Origin of the sequence: Cupriavidus sp. YAF13 (genome assembly GCF_052113425.1) — a bacterium.
Taxonomy (GTDB): Bacteria; Pseudomonadota; Gammaproteobacteria; order Burkholderiales; family Burkholderiaceae; genus Cupriavidus.
The window spans coordinates 181,885-197,520 of record NZ_JBFRDD010000005.1 but is presented as its reverse complement, the minus strand read 5'-3'; the positions used below and the strand labels follow the sequence as shown (position 1 = coordinate 197,520).

The following is a 15,636-nucleotide window of genomic DNA, read 5'->3' as shown; positions in this document are numbered from 1 at the left end:
CCACCCCTTCCCATCCCGAACAGGACCGTGAAACGACTCCACGCCGATGATAGTGCGGATACCCGTGTGAAAGTAGGTAATCGCCAGGCTCTCCCTTGAAACCCCCCAGTACGAAAGTACTGGGGGGTTTTGCTTTTGTGCGATCGAAATAGCGATCGATTCAGCACGGCTTCAGAACGGCTTCTTCACCGCCCCATCGCCCCGGCCGACAAATAGCTTCATCGTCAGGCGTTGCGCCAGATTGCCGTAGGGCGGATAGAACAGCCCGATGGGAAAGAACCGGTGCCGTTTGAACACGGTGCGCGCATGCGACAGTTCGCGAAACCCTTCTTCGCCGTGATAGGTGCCCATGCCTGAGTTACCCACGCCGCCAAAGGGTGCGTCGTGGTTGACCACGTGCCAGGCCCAGTCGTTGATGGTAACGCCGCCGGAATGCGTGCGCGCAAGCAGGTTCTTGCGCTCGGCGGCATCGTGGCTGAAGCAGTACAGGGCGAGCGGACGCGAGCGTTGCTGCACCATGGCGATGGCCTGCTCATGCGTGTCGTACGGCAGCACTGGCAGGATGGGGCCAAAGATCTCCTCGCGCATCAGCAGCATATCGGGCGTGCAGTTCGTCACGACGTGCAATGGCAAGCGGCGGCCGGGGCAGACCTCGCCGCAGGCCACCACCGTCGCACCCTTGGCGCGCGCGTCGTCCAGCATCGCCTGGATGCGCGCAGCGTGGCGATCGGTGGCCAGCGCCGTGTAATCGGGATTGTGCCCGGTCCGCTCGCCGAATAATTCGCCGAAGCTCTCGATCACCGCGTGGACGAATTCGTCCACGCGTTCGCGCGGCACCAGCGCGTAGTCGGGCGCCACGCAAACCTGCCCGCAGTTGATGCCCTTGCCGTGCGCGATGCGCCGGGCGGCCTCGCCAACGGGATAGTCGCGCAGCACGATGGCGGGCGACTTACCGCCAAGCTCGAGAGTGACCGGCGTGAGGTTGCGCGCCGCCTGGCCCATGACGATACGGCCTACCGCTGGCGAGCCGGTGAAAACGAGATGGTTGAAGGGCAGGTCGCTAAAGACGCCAGGGTCTTGCAATTCCCCGCCGATCAATGCAACGTGGTCTTCGGCGAAGATCTCGCCAAGCATGGCCTTGAGCGTGGCGTTGGTGGCTGGCGTTGTCTCCGGCATCTTGATCATGACGCGGTTGCCAGCGGCCAGCGCGGCCACTAGCGGACCCAGTGACAGATAGACCGGGAAATTCCAGGTCGCGATGACACCAACGATGCCCTTGGGCTGGTAGGTGACGCGCAGGCTGTTGCTGGCGAACAGCAGTTCGGGCCAGCGACGGCTCGCCCGCATCCAGCGGCGCACATGCGAGATGGCATGACGGATCTCCAGCGTGGTCGGCAGCACTTCCAGCATCTTGGTCTCTGCCAAAGAGCGCCCGCCGAAATCCCGGGAAATCGCTTCGGCAAGCACGTCCTGGTAACGCAGCAGTTGCTGCTTGAGAGCGCGCAAGTGTTCACGCCGCTGCCCGGCATCGGGCAAGGTGTGGCGCAGGAAGGCTTGCTGTTGCGCGGCGAACATGGCCTGAACGCGGGCGCTCAGGATGTCTTGCCTGGCCAGCTCCTCTGTCATAGCGCGAACATTCATGTGGACCTCTGCTGTTTATCGACCTGCGGTGCTGCATCGGAATGGGTTTCGGTCTCCGCATAAGCCCGTCCACCGAAGCGCAGCGCGGAGTGTGCGCGGCGCGACTGGAACAGCGGGTAGAACATCTGAGTGAACCAGCGCTCCTGCCCGAACAGCACGTCGTCCTGCAAGCCAATCTTGGCGGGATACCTGCGCGTGATGTGCGCCGAGCCAAACAGGATGTCCCAGAAGAACAGCAGATTGCCGAAATTGCCCTTGTAGTGGCCGATGCCGTCCTCATTCGTCATTGCATGGTGCGCCCAGTGGGTGGCGGGCGTGGAGATCGTGCGTTCCAGTATCCACATCAGCGGACGCAGTGCACGGATCCGGTACAAGGGCTCGTCCCACCGCCATGCGCTGTGCGCGCCAAGGATGACAGTCAGCTTGATGACCAGGTACGCACCGTAGACTTTAGCGAAACCCAGATACAGCAGCACACCTGCAATCCACAGGCCCGGCATCATCAGGTAATAGAAGAAATTGTTCCGGTACGTGATGCGGATGCTCATGTACTGCGCGGTGTGGTGCGCGCGATGCAAAGGCCACAGCAACGGCGAATGCGACACGCGATGCCACCAGTATTGCGTCATGTCGTCGCAAATCAGCAGGACCGCGGCCATTGCCCACCATGGCAGGTGTGCCCACGCGCCTTGCTGCTCCGGCATCAGCCAGGCGCAAAGCTTGCCGGCCCCCAGCAAGGCCAGGGGTTGGGTGATCGCGAGCAGGCTCACGAACATCGCCAGTTCCAGCTTGGTATCGTCCAGGGTAGGGTTGACGCTGTTCTTGTAGCGCCGCGTGACCCACTCCATGCAGGCAAAACCAAGCATGGCGATCACGATCAAGATGTTCTGAAGGTGCGGACTCATTGGGGGGTTGTCTCCGATCTCGCTTTTTGACCTGAAAGGCTTTGCGGCTGACTGTAGGCTTGCCCAGTCAATGCGTCCAATGCATACTATGCAATGTTACAATGCGTATGGAGCAACGCATCATGATGGACCTTCGCCGCCTGAGCCACGTTCTGGCGCTTGCCGATGTTCTGCATTTCGCGCGGGCGGCCGAGCGGGTTCACCTCAGCCAGCCTGCGTTCAGCCGCAGTATCCAGGCCATCGAGGCGGACCTCGGCATCCGCCTGTTCGATCGTGACGTGGGCGACGTGCGGCCGACCCCGGCCGGCGAGTTCGTGATCGGGCGGGCCCGCAGGCTGCTCTTCGATGCGCGGTGCCTGCAGCGCGATGTCGATCTCTTTCGAGACAGCCAGCTGGGCGACACCGCCTTCGGCGCCGGGCCATTCCCGGCGGCGACCCTGATGCCGCGGGCGTTGTCCGAGCTACGGCGCCTCTATCCCAAAGTGGCATTACGCGTGGAAGAGAGCAACTGGAAGCAGTTGCTGGAACGCCTGCGCGCCGAAGACATCGAGTTTTTCGTCGCGGACGTGCGCGACCTGCCAGAAGACCCTGCACTGGAAATCCGTCCGCTGGGGACGCAACCCGGTTTCTTCTACGTACGCACCGAGCATCCGCTTGCCGGGCGTCAATGCACGGTAGCCGATGCCTGGCAGTACGGCGTCGCGGCGACCAAGTTGCCAAGCGTCCTGAATACCGAGCTGGCCAGGGTGCTCGGCTTGCCGGCGGGCGAGGAAGCCGTGCTCGCGCTCGAGTGCGATGACATTGCTATCCTGCGGGCCGTGGCGCTGTCCACCGACACGGTTCTCGCCGCCACGCAGACATCGGTGCAAGCCGATCTCGATGCCGGCGCGCTGCTGCCGCTGCGCATCGAGGGACTGCCGTCGCTGTTCTCCGAGATGGGCGTTGTCAGCCTGCGCAACCGGACGCCGTCGCCGATGGCGCAAAATGCCATCGCGTGCATCGCGCGGGTCGCTGGCGAGGTGAACGTCGGGCTCTCCTGATCACCCATGGCGCCCCTGCGGGAAGGCGCCGCGCCAGAAGCAAACATGCCCCGCTGGAACCCGCGGGGCATGCATCCAGACGCAGCGCACCAAGCTCAGGCCAACGCAACGATCCAGCTTGGTCACCTTGGCATAAAAGACAGGTAAGAAGGCCGCATAATGCGGCATTGCTTGCGCCTATCGATTATCGATTATTTGTACTTCATGCCTATTCGCCGAAAATCCTCGACGCCAGCCAGCGCGTCCGCTCGCCAGGACGCGCCCGCGCGGCGAGCCGCAAAGGGACCTGCCGCAGCCACCGTCACCCCGCCTGCCATGCGTCCCCCACGCCAGCCGCGCAGCGAACAGAACCTGGGCAACATGATCAAGGCGGGGCGTGCGCTGGCAGAGCAGCGCGGCGACCTGGATAACATTTCCCTGAATGACGTCGTGAAGGCCGCCGAGACGTCGATTGGCGCCTTCTATGCCCGCTTCAAGGACAAGGAGGCGTTCCTCCAATTCATGCTTGAGGCTGCGCTGGACGAAGCCGAAGCGCTCACGAAAAAATCGATCGCCAGGGATCCGGTCTGGCAAGCCGGTTCGGCTACGGCCATCGTGAAGCGCATCGTGCGCGTCTACGTAGGCCAGTTCCGCCAGAATCGTGGCCTGTTCAAAGGCTTCCTGCGCCACTACTCCGCGATCGGGGGCGGCGACAATCCCATGCGGCAGGCCAACCGCCGCATCCAGGATTTGCTTGTGCCATTGCTGGCCAGGCGACTCGATTCCCCACGCGCTGGCACCGCGGACTTCGAGGTGCGCGTCGCCATTCAGTTCCTGGTGGGCACGCTGGCCAATCTGTTGCTCAACGATCCGGGCCCACTGCACCTGGAGCAACGCAAGCTGGAAACCCACCTGATCCGCATGATGTGCCGCTATCTGATGTTGCCGGAAGCGTAGGCGAGACGTCGTCCGCCGCTGGCAAGGCAAGGTAGCGGTGCAGCATCTCGGTGAGCCGTTGCTCCTGGCGCGGATCGTACAGATCCAGGGCGCTGGGCGTATGCAGCACGATGTTGGTCAATGCACTGATGACAAGCTGGACCGCGATGCGGGTCTCGTCATCTGGCCCGCTGAAGCGCCCCGCGGCGACGCGGCTGGCCAGGCGCGGCACCATGGCATCGAGGATCTGCCGGTTGGCCTCGCGAATGGGTTGCCACAAGGGGTTCTGCGCGGGGCTATGCCGCATATATGCGGCAAACAGGCCACGGTGCTTGCGGAACAGGCCGATATAGAAGCCGACGATGCGCGTGCAGATCGCGTGGGCCGGCCCCGCGTTCCAGGCGGGGTCCGTGGCCAGCGAATAGTCCAGCTCGGCACGCAGCTCCGCCAGTGTGTCTTCCAGCACCAACGCGCAGAAGGTCTCCTTGTCCGGAAAACGCGCATAGAACGCGCCAACGGAAGTGGACGCGGCCCGCACGAGATCGGCGAGCGAGAAGCCGGTCAGGCTGCCGGCCTCGTTGATCAGCGCTCTCCCGGCGGCCAGCAGCGCCTTCAGCGTGGCCTCGCTTCTCTCCTGGCGGGGCTGTTTCAGCCCCGCGCGCAGCGTTGGCGCCGCGGCATCAAAGGGGGCCGTGATTTCGGGTGTCATACGTCGAAGGTGATGGCGACCGGCCGCTCCTGGCGCGGGCGCGCCTGGCAGGTCAGGATCCAGCCGGCGGCAAGCTCGTCGGCACTGAAAACATCGTTGCGCGCGTGGACGACCGCGCCATCTACGCACTTGGCCGCGCACGAGCCGCAATAGCCTTCCTCGCAGGCATAGGGCGCATCCACGCCGCAGGCCAGCGCGGCCTGCAGCAGGGACTGGCCGCTGGCAACCCGCACCACATGCAGGGCGCCGCCGAGCGTTACCGTTGCGTCGCAAGCCTGCGCAGGCATTGGCACCGCGCTTGCCACCTCGGCCTCCTGCGCGGCCGCGTCAAACCGCTCCAGATGCACGCGCCCCGGCGCCATGCCGGCCACTTCAGCGGCCTCCAGCACGGTCTGCATGAACGGCCCGGGGCCGCACAGATAGAGCTGGCAGTGTGGCACCGCCGAGAGCAGGGCGGCAATCTTGCCGCGTTCGGGAAAACCATCGGTGTCGTCGTGGTGCAGGTGCACGGCCAACCGATCGGCATTGCCGCGGGACAGCTTGGCGATCTCCGCCGCGAAGATCGTGCTGTCGGCATCGCGATTGGCGTAGTAGAGCGTCATCGCGCAGCTGGCAGATGCCAGCGCCGAACGGATCATCGACAGCACCGGCGTAATGCCGCTGCCCGCCGCGCAGAAGAAGAGCGGGGCGTCCATGTCCTCGCACACGAACCGGCCGGTCGGCGCGCTCACCTCCAGTTGCGTGCCAGCGTCGACATGCGCATGGAACCAGCCCGACGCGCGGCCCCCCGGGATGCGCTTGACGGTGACGACCGGAAGGCCGCCTGCCTCGGGCGAACTGGAAAGCGAATAGCTGCGCAGCAGGATTTTCCCGTCCACGTTTACCCGGAAAGTGAGGTGCTGGCCGGCGCGATATACAAAGGATTGCTGCAGCGCATCGGGGACCAGAAGCGCGTAGGAACGGGCGTCTTCGGTCTCCCGAGTGATCTGCGCGACAGTCAGATTGTGGAACTGCATCAATGTCTCCTGGCTTCTGCGGATCCTGTGCCGGACCCTTGAAATAACAAGAAAGAGAATTATGATTCTGTTTATAGCCGGAAGCAAAAGCAAATTCAAGACCGATCCCACCACCGGCTAGGGTAAGCAGAACAGGCGGGGAGAACGGTCAAAACCCATGAGCGCCAAAGGAGATTGCATGTCATCCCTTCATCGTTACACGCTGCCGGTGGTCCAGACAGGCTGGTCGATCGGCAGCCAGGTTTTCACCGAGTTCAACTGGGAGTACGACAACGAGAATTCCAAGCTGCTGCAGCTCTACGAGACCAGCAAGAAGCAGCAATGGAACGCCACCGACCGGATCGACTGGTCGCAGGAGCTCGACCCCGAGAACCCGCAGGAACTCGATGACCGGATGATCCCGATCTACGGCACGCCGCTATGGGAAAAGATGGGCAAACACGACCGCATCGACGTGCGCCGCCACCAGCAGGCGCATTCGCTGTCGCAGTTCCTGCATGGCGAACAGGGCGCGCTGATGGTGTCTGCGCGCATCGTGCAGATGGTGCCGGAGATGGACGCCAAATTCTATGCCGCCACGCAGACCATGGACGAAGCGCGGCACGTGGAAGCCTATTCGCGCCTGCTGCACGAGAAGGTCGGGATCATCTACCCGATCACTTCCGGGTTGAAATCGCTGCTCGAAACCATCCTGACCGACTCGCGCTGGGACTTCTGCTACCTCGGCATGCAGGTACTGGTGGAAGGCCTGGCGCTGGCCGCGTTCCAGCGCATTCGCGACTTCTCCAAGAATCCGCTGGCGGCGTCGATCAACGCCTACGTGATGCAGGACGAAGCGCGCCACGTTGCCTTCGGCCGTACTGCGCTGCGCGGCTACTATCCTCAACTGACGGAAGCCGAGCGCAAGGAGCGCGAGGACTTCGTGATCGAGGCCTGCTACCTGATGCGCGATCGCTTCGACCAGAAGGAAGTCTGGGGCCGCCTCGGCCTGCCGGAAGACGAGTGCGCCAAGGCCGTGCGGGAGTCCGAGACCATGCGGCAATTCCGCCAGCGGCTGTTCAGCCGGATCGTGCCGACCGTCAAGGATATCGGCCTGTGGAGCCCGCGCGTGCAGGCCGCGTTTGCCGACATGGGCGCGATCGAGTTCGCCAATGTCGACGTCGAGGCGCAGTTCGCGCAGGACCAGAAGATCGCGGAGGAATTTGACGCGCGCCGCGTGGTGATGGAGTCGATTGAGGCCGCGCAGGCCGAAGCCGGACACTGAAGCGGCCTTGGCTGCGGGCCCGGCCTGTCTGGCCGGGCCCGCCTGCATTCGTTGCCTCAGTTCGGTAAGCATGGCGCCATGAATATGCAACCAGTTGCATTGGATCGGCGTTGCGAAATAGAATGCCCAATCAACGATCACGGGTTACCGAGCGGAGACAAAGAGGCATGACCATACACAATCGCGTCACAACGATGCTTGGCGTCCAGCATCCTATCGTCCAGGCTCCCATGGGATGGATCGCCCGGGCCCAGCTTGCCGCGGCAGTCTCCAATGCCGGCGGCATGGGCATTATCGAGACCTCATCTGGCGAACTGGACACCATCCGTGGTGAGATTCGCAAGATGCGCGAACTGACCGACAAGCCGTTCGGCGTCAACATTGCCCTGACCTATGTGCGCGACCCGGCCATCGTGCAATTCGTCGTCGACGAGGGAATCCGCTTCGTCACCACATCCGCCGGCGACCCGACGCGCTATTGCGCTGAGTTGAAGGCTGCCGGCCTGACGGTTTTCCATGTGGTGCCCACGCTGGCCGGCGCGCTCAAGGCGCTCGCCGCCGGCGTGGATGGCCTGATTGTGGAAGGCAGCGAGGGCGGTGGCTTCAAGAATCAACGTGATGTCGCCTCAATGGTGTTGCTGCCGCTGATCTGCTCGAAGGTCGATGTCCCGGTCATCGCCGCCGGCGGCTTCTGCGACGGTGCCACCATGGCGGCGGCGTTCGCCATGGGTGCCGAGGGGATCCAGATGGGCACGCGCATGTTGTCGTCGGTCGAGTCGCCCGTTCACGACAACTGGAAGAACGCCATTGTCGACGCCCGCGAAACGGACACCGTTTTTCTCAATCGCGGCGGCAATGGCCCGGCGCTGCGGGCCCTGCGCACGGCACGCACGTCCCGGATCGAAGAGCAGGTTCCGGAGAGTATCAAAAGCGAATTCGCCGGCGTGCAGCAACTCTATTTCGGCGGCGACATGGAGGCGGCCGTTCCGCTGACCGGTCAGGTTTGCGGGCGTATTGATTCCGTGAAAACGGTACGGCAAATCATTGAAGAAACGATTCGGGATTTCAGCCACGCTGTGGACGGACTGGCTGCGCGTTACGGCTCCGTGAAAGCCTGATCGCACACCCGCGATGCCTTACGTCTTCCGCTCACCTGGCAGTTTGAGCGCGCAAATCTGGCGCGTGAGGATTCCTCGAACAATCGCTTCAGTTCGATTGTGGGCGCCTAGCTTATCGCGCGCGATATCCACATAGTAGTCCACGGTACGCGCTGAAATCCCAAGCTCTTGCCCGATCTCCTTGCTAGACAGGCCGAGCGCTGCATACGCCAGCACATTCTTCTCCCTGTCCTTTAATCGAGCAGGACTGCTCGATGCTTCAGTGATCGTTGAATAGGCATCGTCATAGGCAGCGTGAAGTCTCGCGTGAGCAGCTAGGATCGAGCCGACGTCGGGAGGAGGGGTGCTCTGGATGAGAAGCCGCGACGCTGAGCCGTCCGGCCCATAGAAGGCGCTCTCGATGAGATCAGCGGAAAGCAACTGCGGCAGGGCGGGGCCGCTCCATCGAAATGGAGATGCTACGGGGGGAAAGTCTATCCCGACGTCTCCAAACTCCTGCACGACCAGCGGGATTGCAATCCCAGGCGCGTAGGACACGCGGCCCGCTGATGCAGAAAGACTTGCGCAGGCCGTATAAAGAAGCTGCAAAATCCCAGGATCAAATGCTGTCACAGCTTCGCCTCTGCAAGGTGGAAGCCTGATGCTGGCATAGTCAGTGCAACGTGCAATCCATCCGCCGAATCCCCCCCACGATTGTCGTCGCCCAAAATCAGAATGCAAAAATGAAAGTTAATCGGTAGACTATTTTTTATTTTCATACCGCTATAGTTTTATAAGTTAACTTCGTTAAATTCAATTACATAAATTCAAAATAAATTTATCATCTAATTATCCTTGTCGTACTTATAAAAACGTAAACACATAAGAAAACAATCGCGCTCGCGAGGCAAATAGAGGACTTCGCATCTCACGGGCCAATGCATCTAACGCCATCCATGGCTCCTGCAGATCATCCTTGACACGGCTATAACGACTTGCCGCAAGGTCAAGATCGGATATGTCTACAAGAGATATCTGAACATACAGGTTCTCCATGCCTGTGTTGTTTGTCTATCCATCAGGCTTTCAAGTGGTCTTCGCGGATGGTCCTCAATGGCGAACCTAGCAGATTGAACGAGATGATGGAATCGGACTAGTCCGATTTTTTGTGAGAAAATTCGGATTTTTATGTTCAGACAACACTTGTAATTTTACGAATAGGCAGGCGGTTAGGTTAGCCGCGAGAATTCACGCGCTGTATAGAAGTCGGTCCAAGATCCCACCTGGTTCGTCGTTTTCAAATCGCCGCAGCAACTCACGCGGACACCGCTTCCTACCTGGCGATCTGTTTTCGGAGGTTGCGCAAATTGGAGGAAGAATGTGAAGAAGAAATGGTTGGTTGGTGTTTGCGCAGCGCTGTTGCTCGCGGGGGCGGCACAGGCCGGTGAGCAGGTGGCCGTCAAGTTCGATGGCGCGTCCAATGCGGAGGCCGTCATCCAGACCTTCCGCAGCGCCACCGGGGCGGATCTCAAAATGGTTCGCCTGATGTCCGGGAACGCCTGGGTGATTTCGCTGCCGGACAACATCAATGACCAGGAGCGCGCTCGCATCCTGGATGCCCTGCGGACGATCCGCGGCGTGGATTGGGTCGAAGCGGAAACCCACCATCGGACGAACACGCTGAACGGCGGCTGGATTCCGAACGATCCCCATCTAGCCCCTGACCAATGGAATCTGCACGACCCGGCGATCCCGGGAAATGCCAAGGGCGCGATCAACGCGGTGAATGCCTGGTCGAGCAGCAAGGGCGATGGCATCGTGATCGCCATTATCGACAACGGCGTGAATGCAACCCATCCCGACTTACAGGGCAAGATGCTCCCGGGCTACAGCTTCATCACGCGTACCGGCCGTGGCACCAACACGCAGCCGTCGGCCTTTGGAGCGAAATGCGCCAACTCTGCCCAGCAGAACGGCAGCGCGCCGGCGATGGTCTACCACGGTACCAACATGGCAGGCATTGCGGCAGCAGCAACCAACAACGGATCGGGCATCGCGGGTGTCGCCCCGAACGCGTCTATTCTGCCGGTAAAGGTCATGGATGAATGCCAGGCGAGCAGCTTCGACGTCGCAGATGCTATTCGATGGGCTGCAGGTTCCAGCGTGCCTGGTGTTCCTGCCAACCCGAACCCAGCTCGGGTCATCAGCATGAGTCTTGGCGCTGCCGGAGTCTCGAAGTGCGATGCGGTAACGCAGGCGGCCATTGCAGATGCAAGCGCCAAGGGAGCCGTGGTGGTGGTGGCAGCGGGTAACGAAAGTGGCCCGGTGACAACGCCCGCTACATGTCATGGCGCGCTTGCCGTTGCCGGATTGACTTACGCCGGCACCCTCGGTTCGTATAGCAATTTTGGCCCGGCAATTGCGGTTGCTGCCCCGGGAGGTGGCGGCTCGGTGACGCAGCCTGATCCAGTCTATGGCTGGTCGTTGGGGGACATCGGCGCCACGTCCTACGATAACAATGGCTCACCTATTTATAACTCGGTTGGGATCGGCACCAGCAACGCCGTTCCACAGGTTGCTGGCGTTGCAGCATTGATGCTTGCGTTGCGGCCGGCATTGACGTCAACCGCGGTACGCCAACTGCTGCGCAAGAGTGCCCGGTCCTTCGTAGACTCCAGCTGCAACACGTGGATTTGCGGCGCCGGCATGCTCGACGCATCCGGGGCCGTTACGCTGGCAGCGCAGGCCGTTGTTCCCAACGCGTCGGCGATCGCGCCGAAATCGGTGAGTACTGGCACGACGGTGGCGCTTGATGGCAGCCAGTCCAGCAGCGCCAACGTCTCGTATGCCTGGACCCAGCTTAGCGGCCCGAGGGTTACGTTGCTGAATGCCAACGCGGCGATCGCCTCGTTCACCCCCACGGTGGCTGGCGACTACCAGTTCGGCCTGACCGTGACAGACGACGCCTCAGGACTGTCGGCGGGCACCAGTGTGCAGTTGTCGGCAGCGGTAGCTTCCAACACAAGTAGTGGTAGCACCCCAAGTGGGGAAGGGGGTGGTGGCGGCGCGTTTAGTCTCTTCGAGGCGGTGCTACTCCTTGCGGGCGGCTTGCTGGCCTTCGTAGGTCGCCGCCGCATCCGCTGACTCAGACCAGACCGACAGAAATCTGCGGGCTGCGATATGCCGCTGGTCTGTCCGACCGGTGCCCGCACGAACGACTCAGCTACTTCACCGGGGTCAGGATTGGCGCGCCCTTCTTTTTGATCAGGAACACGACAAACCTGGCCGGCTGCGTGGCGCTGGCGTTGCGCCCGACAGTGTGGATGTCGTTGGGGCCTTCGTGGAACGTATCTCCGGCCTTGAGTGTCACCTCCTTGCCGCCCTTCACGCCCATGACGATGTTTCCCTCGAGCACATAGATGAAGGCGTGTGCGTCATGGCGATGCACGGGGTCGGCCGCGCCAGGCGGATAGTCCACAACGATCATCTGGACTTCCTTGCCCGGATACTCAGGCAACGATTCCGAGAGCAGCGGCGCAACACTCGCTTCCGGCGCGGCTATGGCCGGCCGCGCAATCATCAGGCACGACCACATCAGGGTTACTGCAAAGGAAACTATCGTCTTCATGGCATCACTCCAGATTGGCCTTGTCGAGCCCGAATGCCTTGTCGGACGAGCCGGGCACCATGCGGAACGCCACGTTCAGTCGGTTCCAGCTGTTGATCGCGCCCACGAGGAACGTGAGATCCGACAGCTCCTTCTCGGAGTACTGGGTACGCACGTGGTCGTAGATGTCGTCTGGCACGCCCTGGGCGGGAAGGTTGGTCAGCACCTCGGTCCATGCCAGCGCGGCGCGTTCGCGCGGCGAGAACAGCGTCGACTCGCGCCAGATCGCCACGTGATGCAGGCGCAGTTCGCGCTCGCCGTGGATCTTCGCCATCTTGATATGCATGTCGACGCAGAAAGCGCAGCCATTGAGCTGCGATGCGCGAAGCTCGACGAGCTCGCGGACGTGCGTCTCGATCGTCGTTTTCTGGAGCAGTGAGCCGAGCTCCACGAGCTTCTTGGACAGTTCCGGGGATTGCTGAAAGTAGTTAAGGCGTTGCGTCATGATTCTCTCCTGGTGAGATGAGCGTGATGCGCGGATCCGAGCGTTGCACGAGGGGATGGACTCCGCGGGATTGCAACTTGCAATCAACCTCCTTTAGCCTGCGCGAGCCACTGGTCGAGACTGATGCGGCCGATACGCGCGTCACCGAGCGGCACAAGTGACAGTTCCTCGACCAGGCCGCCGTAGTACCGTGCATCGCGATCCGTCACGACCGGGCGTGCGTCGCCTACCGATTTCAGATAACGCGCGATGATCGTTGCGAAGGGCGCGCGGTCCGGGCCGGCGATTTCGACCGTGTCGTTCCGTGGTGCCGCAAGCGCGATCTGCGAGAGGATCGCCGCGATGTCGTCCGCGGCGATCGGCTGAAACAGTCCGTCGCCGACGCGCACGGTGCCGCCGTCCGTGCTGAAATCAGCGATGCCGCCGATAAACTCCATGAACTGCGTCGCGCGCACGATCGTGTACGGCACGCCCGCCGCTTCGATCGCCTGTTCCTGCGCGACCTTGGCGGCGAAATACGCGTTCTCCAGCATGCGATCGGCGCCGACGATTGACAACGCGACGTGATGGCGCACGCCTGCGGCCACTTCGGCCTTGCCGAGATTGCGCGCCGAAGTGCGGAAGAAGTCGAGCACCGCCCGTGGCTCCCATGACGGCGCGTTCGTCACATCCACGACGAYGTCCGCGCCCACGAGCGCGTTGCTCAGGCCGTCGCCAGTCACGGTGTTGACGCCACTACGCGGCGATGCGGCAAGCGCCGTATGGCCTGCCTCGCTGAGCAGCGACACGAGACGCGAGCCGATCAGGCCGGAACCACCGATTACGACGATCTTCATGGCAGATTCTCCAGATGAGAGTAGATGAACACGTGGGGCGCGCGGTGGGTGTGGATCGCTTGAAAGTGCCCGTCGCCGTCGCATTGCCTGAAGTCATTGTGGAATAATCATGACCTATAGAAAAGGGCCAAGAATTTTCCATATGACTAGTCCAAGTGGATTCAGCTCCCCCATGCCCCCGAGACCGTCATGACCGCACCGACTCCCGCATTGACCATCAAAGTCGATCGGCAGCAACAGTCGCCGATCTATCTGCAAATTTGCGAGCGTTTCAGGACGGCGATCGCGGCAGGGCATCTGCGTCCCGGCGATCGCGTGCCCGCGCTGCGCAGCCTCGCCACGCAGCTGAACACGGCACGCGGCACAGTTGAACTGGCCTATACGATCCTCGTCGACGAGGGCTACCTGCAGATGCGCGGTGCCGCGGGCACGTTCGTATCGCCGTCGCTACCGGCCTCGGTGATGCGTTCGTCATATGGGCAAGGCCCTCAAGACGCGCACGGCAGGCAGGGCACGGAAGGAACAGACACGCCGAAGACGCCAGACGCATCGAGCGGTGGTCAACCGGCGCCGCGCCAGCAGGCTATTACCGTCGCCATGAGCGGCGAGCCGCGGCCGTTGCAACCAGGGCTGCCCGCGCTCGACGCGTTTCCGCACAAGGTATGGAACCGGCTCGTTTCGCGTCGCGCGCGTAGCGGCGAACGCGCGGTGCTCGCGTACCCGGATCCGGCTGGCTATCGGCCGCTGCGCGAACACATCGCCACCTATCTCGGACTGTCGCGCGGCGTAACCTGCCTGCCGGAACAGGTGTTCGTTACCAGCGGCTACCGCGCGACGCTCGAACTCGTGTTGCGCAGTCTCGCGCGCCCCAACGATCGCATGTGGTTCGAGGATCCCGGCTATCTGCTCGCGCGCAGCTTTCTGGCCGAGACTGGCATGCAACTCGTGCCGGTGCCGGTGGATGACGAAGGGATCGACGTCGAGCGCGGCATAAAACTGGATCCGCTGGCGCGCTTCGCGCTGGTCACACCATCGCATCAGAGCCCGCTCGGGCACACGCTGTCGCTCGCAAGACGTATGGCGCTGCTGGATTGGGCAGAGAATGCGTCTCGCTGGATCATCGAAGATGACTACGACAGCGAGTTCCGTTATCTGGGCCGGCCATTGCCGGCATTGAAGAGCCTCGACCGGCACGATCGCGTGATCTATTGCGGCACGTTCAGCAAGGTGATGTTTCCCGGTTTGCGGCTCGCGTATGCGGTCGTGCCGGAGCGCGCTGTCGAGCGCGTTGGGCGGGTGGCGTGCAGCATGAACGCCGGCTCGCCAATGCTATTTCAGGCTACCGTGGCAGATTTCATGGAGCAGGGGCATTTTGCGCGGCACGTGAAGCGAATGCGCGCGTTGTACGGACAGCGGCGCATGCTGATCGCGCACGCGCTGGAGCAGGCGTTTGGCGAGCGGCTGATTGTCGATTTTCCGCCCGGTGGAATCCAGTTCGCGGTGCAGTTTGCCGAAGGCCCCGCTGGCCGGGTCGACGATGTCGCCGTCGCCTCGCGTGCCCGCGAGGCGGGGCTTGCGGTGCTGCCACTCTCGATCTGGTATGCGAACGGCCGTATGCAGCGCACGCCACGCGGCCTCGTGATGGGCTTCGCGAATATCGTCGATGCGGCGGAAGCGGGCCGTCTCGCACGAACGTTGCGCGGGTGCCTGGACAGCTGACGCCCGGGGCATGGGCCTAGAGATCCCGAATACGGAGACCGCGTCAGAGCGGGGGGGGCGAATAGGGTGCCCGCGGCAGGGCGGGCAGGGCGGCAGGCCGCGGTCCTGCTGCGCATCCAGGCCACTACACTGGACGTATCGCGCTATGCGCGCCGGGGCGCGCCTTTAGTGGCCCGGATTCCCCTCATAGCTCACTGGCCGCACGTACCGCTTGCGCTTGCATCGCCCCGAGATCCGCACTAAGTTGGAACGGGCGGCCGGGCTCCCGGCCGCGTGTACGGCGCCAGCATCACAAGCGAATTCGAGGCCGGCGCCGTGAAAGCGTGGTGCATCGATGGCGGAGCACGATGCTGTGCCATATGTTTTTCTTTCGCTGCTGCTG

Annotated in this window: 14 protein-coding genes and 1 rRNA gene; 7 read left to right on the top strand and 8 right to left on the bottom strand. The window is 62.5% G+C overall.

The window, feature by feature from the left end; translation table 11 throughout:
* Nucleotides 1–89, top strand: a 5S ribosomal RNA gene (gene rrf / locus AB4061_RS06795); the annotation flags it as partial.
* An 82-nt stretch (nt 90–171) separates the two neighbouring features.
* Here the strand turns inward: rrf and AB4061_RS06790 are convergent.
* Complete coding sequence (locus tag AB4061_RS06790) at nt 172–1,641, bottom strand: coniferyl aldehyde dehydrogenase (protein WP_441632123.1); 1,470 nt, start codon at nt 1,639–1,641, stop codon at nt 172–174.
* Nucleotides 1,638–2,546: a sterol desaturase family protein gene (locus tag AB4061_RS06785; RefSeq protein WP_441632121.1), complete on the bottom strand. Its 909-nt coding sequence runs from the start codon at nt 2,544–2,546 to the stop codon at nt 1,638–1,640. The genes AB4061_RS06790 and AB4061_RS06785 overlap by 4 nt, the downstream gene beginning before the upstream one ends.
* Nucleotides 2,547–2,668: 122 nt before the next feature.
* Between AB4061_RS06785 and AB4061_RS06780 the strand changes: the two genes are divergently transcribed.
* Complete coding sequence (locus tag AB4061_RS06780) at nt 2,669–3,586, top strand: LysR family transcriptional regulator (protein ID WP_441632119.1); 918 nt, start codon at nt 2,669–2,671, stop codon at nt 3,584–3,586.
* 315 nt (nt 3,587–3,901) lie between these two features.
* Nucleotides 3,902–4,522, top strand: coding sequence for a TetR/AcrR family transcriptional regulator (locus AB4061_RS06775; protein WP_441632117.1), 621 nt, complete (start codon nt 3,902–3,904; stop codon nt 4,520–4,522).
* Here the strand turns inward: AB4061_RS06775 and AB4061_RS06770 are convergent.
* Together AB4061_RS06770 and AB4061_RS06765 are read right to left on the bottom strand one after the other, a co-directional pair.
* The gene (locus AB4061_RS06770) at nt 4,428–5,210 is read right to left on the bottom strand and encodes a TetR/AcrR family transcriptional regulator (protein ID WP_441632115.1); all 783 of its coding nucleotides are present in this window, start codon (nt 5,208–5,210) and stop codon (nt 4,428–4,430) included. The genes AB4061_RS06775 and AB4061_RS06770 overlap by 95 nt on opposite strands.
* Entirely contained in the window at nt 5,207–6,226 is a 1,020-nt protein-coding gene (locus tag AB4061_RS06765; RefSeq protein WP_441632113.1) for a 2Fe-2S iron-sulfur cluster-binding protein, read from the bottom strand. Before AB4061_RS06765 ends, AB4061_RS06770 begins: the two co-directional genes overlap by 4 nt.
* Nucleotides 6,227–6,404: 178 nt before the next feature.
* On the opposite strand from AB4061_RS06765, the gene AB4061_RS06760 reads away from it, so the two are divergent.
* Both AB4061_RS06760 and AB4061_RS06755 read left to right on the top strand, forming a co-directional pair.
* The gene (locus AB4061_RS06760) at nt 6,405–7,490 is read left to right on the top strand and encodes a ferritin-like domain-containing protein (protein ID WP_441632111.1); all 1,086 of its coding nucleotides are present in this window, start codon (nt 6,405–6,407) and stop codon (nt 7,488–7,490) included.
* A 167-nt stretch (nt 7,491–7,657) separates the two neighbouring features.
* Entirely contained in the window at nt 7,658–8,608 is a 951-nt protein-coding gene (locus AB4061_RS06755) for an NAD(P)H-dependent flavin oxidoreductase (RefSeq protein ID WP_441632109.1), read from the top strand.
* An 18-nt stretch (nt 8,609–8,626) separates the two neighbouring features.
* On the opposite strand, the gene AB4061_RS06750 is transcribed toward AB4061_RS06755, so the two are convergent.
* Complete coding sequence (locus tag AB4061_RS06750) at nt 8,627–9,220, bottom strand: helix-turn-helix domain-containing protein (RefSeq protein WP_441632107.1); 594 nt, start codon at nt 9,218–9,220, stop codon at nt 8,627–8,629.
* 747 nt (nt 9,221–9,967) lie between these two features.
* Here AB4061_RS06750 and mprA point away from each other — a divergent pair.
* A complete protein-coding gene (gene mprA / locus AB4061_RS06745) occupies nt 9,968–11,731 on the top strand; it encodes an MprA protease, GlyGly-CTERM protein-sorting domain-containing form (protein ID WP_441632105.1) in 1,764 nt (587 codons plus the stop codon).
* Nucleotides 11,732–11,810: 79 nt separating this feature from the next.
* On the opposite strand, the gene AB4061_RS06740 is transcribed toward mprA, so the two are convergent.
* The 3 genes from AB4061_RS06740 to AB4061_RS06730 form a co-directional block, all read right to left on the bottom strand.
* Nucleotides 11,811–12,215, bottom strand: coding sequence for a cupin domain-containing protein (locus AB4061_RS06740; RefSeq protein WP_441632103.1), 405 nt, complete (start codon nt 12,213–12,215; stop codon nt 11,811–11,813).
* 4 nt (nt 12,216–12,219) lie between these two features.
* Nucleotides 12,220–12,699 carry a carboxymuconolactone decarboxylase family protein gene (locus AB4061_RS06735; RefSeq protein ID WP_441632101.1) on the bottom strand — a complete coding sequence of 160 codons (480 nt, stop codon included), beginning with the start codon at nt 12,697–12,699 and terminating at the stop codon, nt 12,220–12,222.
* A gap of 83 nt (nt 12,700–12,782) precedes the next feature.
* On the bottom strand, nt 12,783–13,535 hold the full coding sequence (locus tag AB4061_RS06730) for an SDR family oxidoreductase (RefSeq protein WP_441632099.1): 753 nt from the start codon (nt 13,533–13,535) through the stop codon (nt 12,783–12,785).
* Nucleotides 13,536–13,724: 189 nt separating this feature from the next.
* Between AB4061_RS06730 and pdxR the strand changes: the two genes are divergently transcribed.
* On the top strand, nt 13,725–15,254 hold the full coding sequence (gene pdxR / locus AB4061_RS06725; RefSeq protein WP_441632097.1) for a MocR-like pyridoxine biosynthesis transcription factor PdxR: 1,530 nt from the start codon (nt 13,725–13,727) through the stop codon (nt 15,252–15,254).
* Nucleotides 15,255–15,636: the final 382 nt, after the last annotated feature.

What these genes read in the sequence shown, in the direction of transcription:
- AB4061_RS06760 (WP_441632111.1), top strand. Translation starts at nt 6,405, where the DNA reads ATGTCATCCCTTCATCGTTACACGCTGCCGGTGGTCCAGACAGGCTGG.
- pdxR (WP_441632097.1), top strand. Translation starts at nt 13,725, where the DNA reads ATGACCGCACCGACTCCCGCATTGACCATCAAAGTCGATCGGCAGCAA.
- AB4061_RS06765 (WP_441632113.1), bottom strand. Translation starts at nt 6,226, where the DNA reads ATGCAGTTCCACAATCTGACTGTCGCGCAGATCACTCGGGAGACCGAA.
- AB4061_RS06735 (WP_441632101.1), bottom strand. Translation starts at nt 12,699, where the DNA reads ATGACGCAACGCCTTAACTACTTTCAGCAATCCCCGGAACTGTCCAAG.
- AB4061_RS06755 (WP_441632109.1), top strand. Translation starts at nt 7,658, where the DNA reads ATGACCATACACAATCGCGTCACAACGATGCTTGGCGTCCAGCATCCT.
- AB4061_RS06775 (WP_441632117.1), top strand. Translation starts at nt 3,902, where the DNA reads ATGCGTCCCCCACGCCAGCCGCGCAGCGAACAGAACCTGGGCAACATG.
- AB4061_RS06790 (WP_441632123.1), bottom strand. Translation starts at nt 1,641, where the DNA reads ATGAATGTTCGCGCTATGACAGAGGAGCTGGCCAGGCAAGACATCCTG.
- AB4061_RS06740 (WP_441632103.1), bottom strand. Translation starts at nt 12,215, where the DNA reads ATGAAGACGATAGTTTCCTTTGCAGTAACCCTGATGTGGTCGTGCCTG.
- AB4061_RS06770 (WP_441632115.1), bottom strand. Translation starts at nt 5,210, where the DNA reads ATGACACCCGAAATCACGGCCCCCTTTGATGCCGCGGCGCCAACGCTG.
- AB4061_RS06785 (WP_441632121.1), bottom strand. Translation starts at nt 2,546, where the DNA reads ATGAGTCCGCACCTTCAGAACATCTTGATCGTGATCGCCATGCTTGGT.
- AB4061_RS06780 (WP_441632119.1), top strand. Translation starts at nt 2,669, where the DNA reads ATGATGGACCTTCGCCGCCTGAGCCACGTTCTGGCGCTTGCCGATGTT.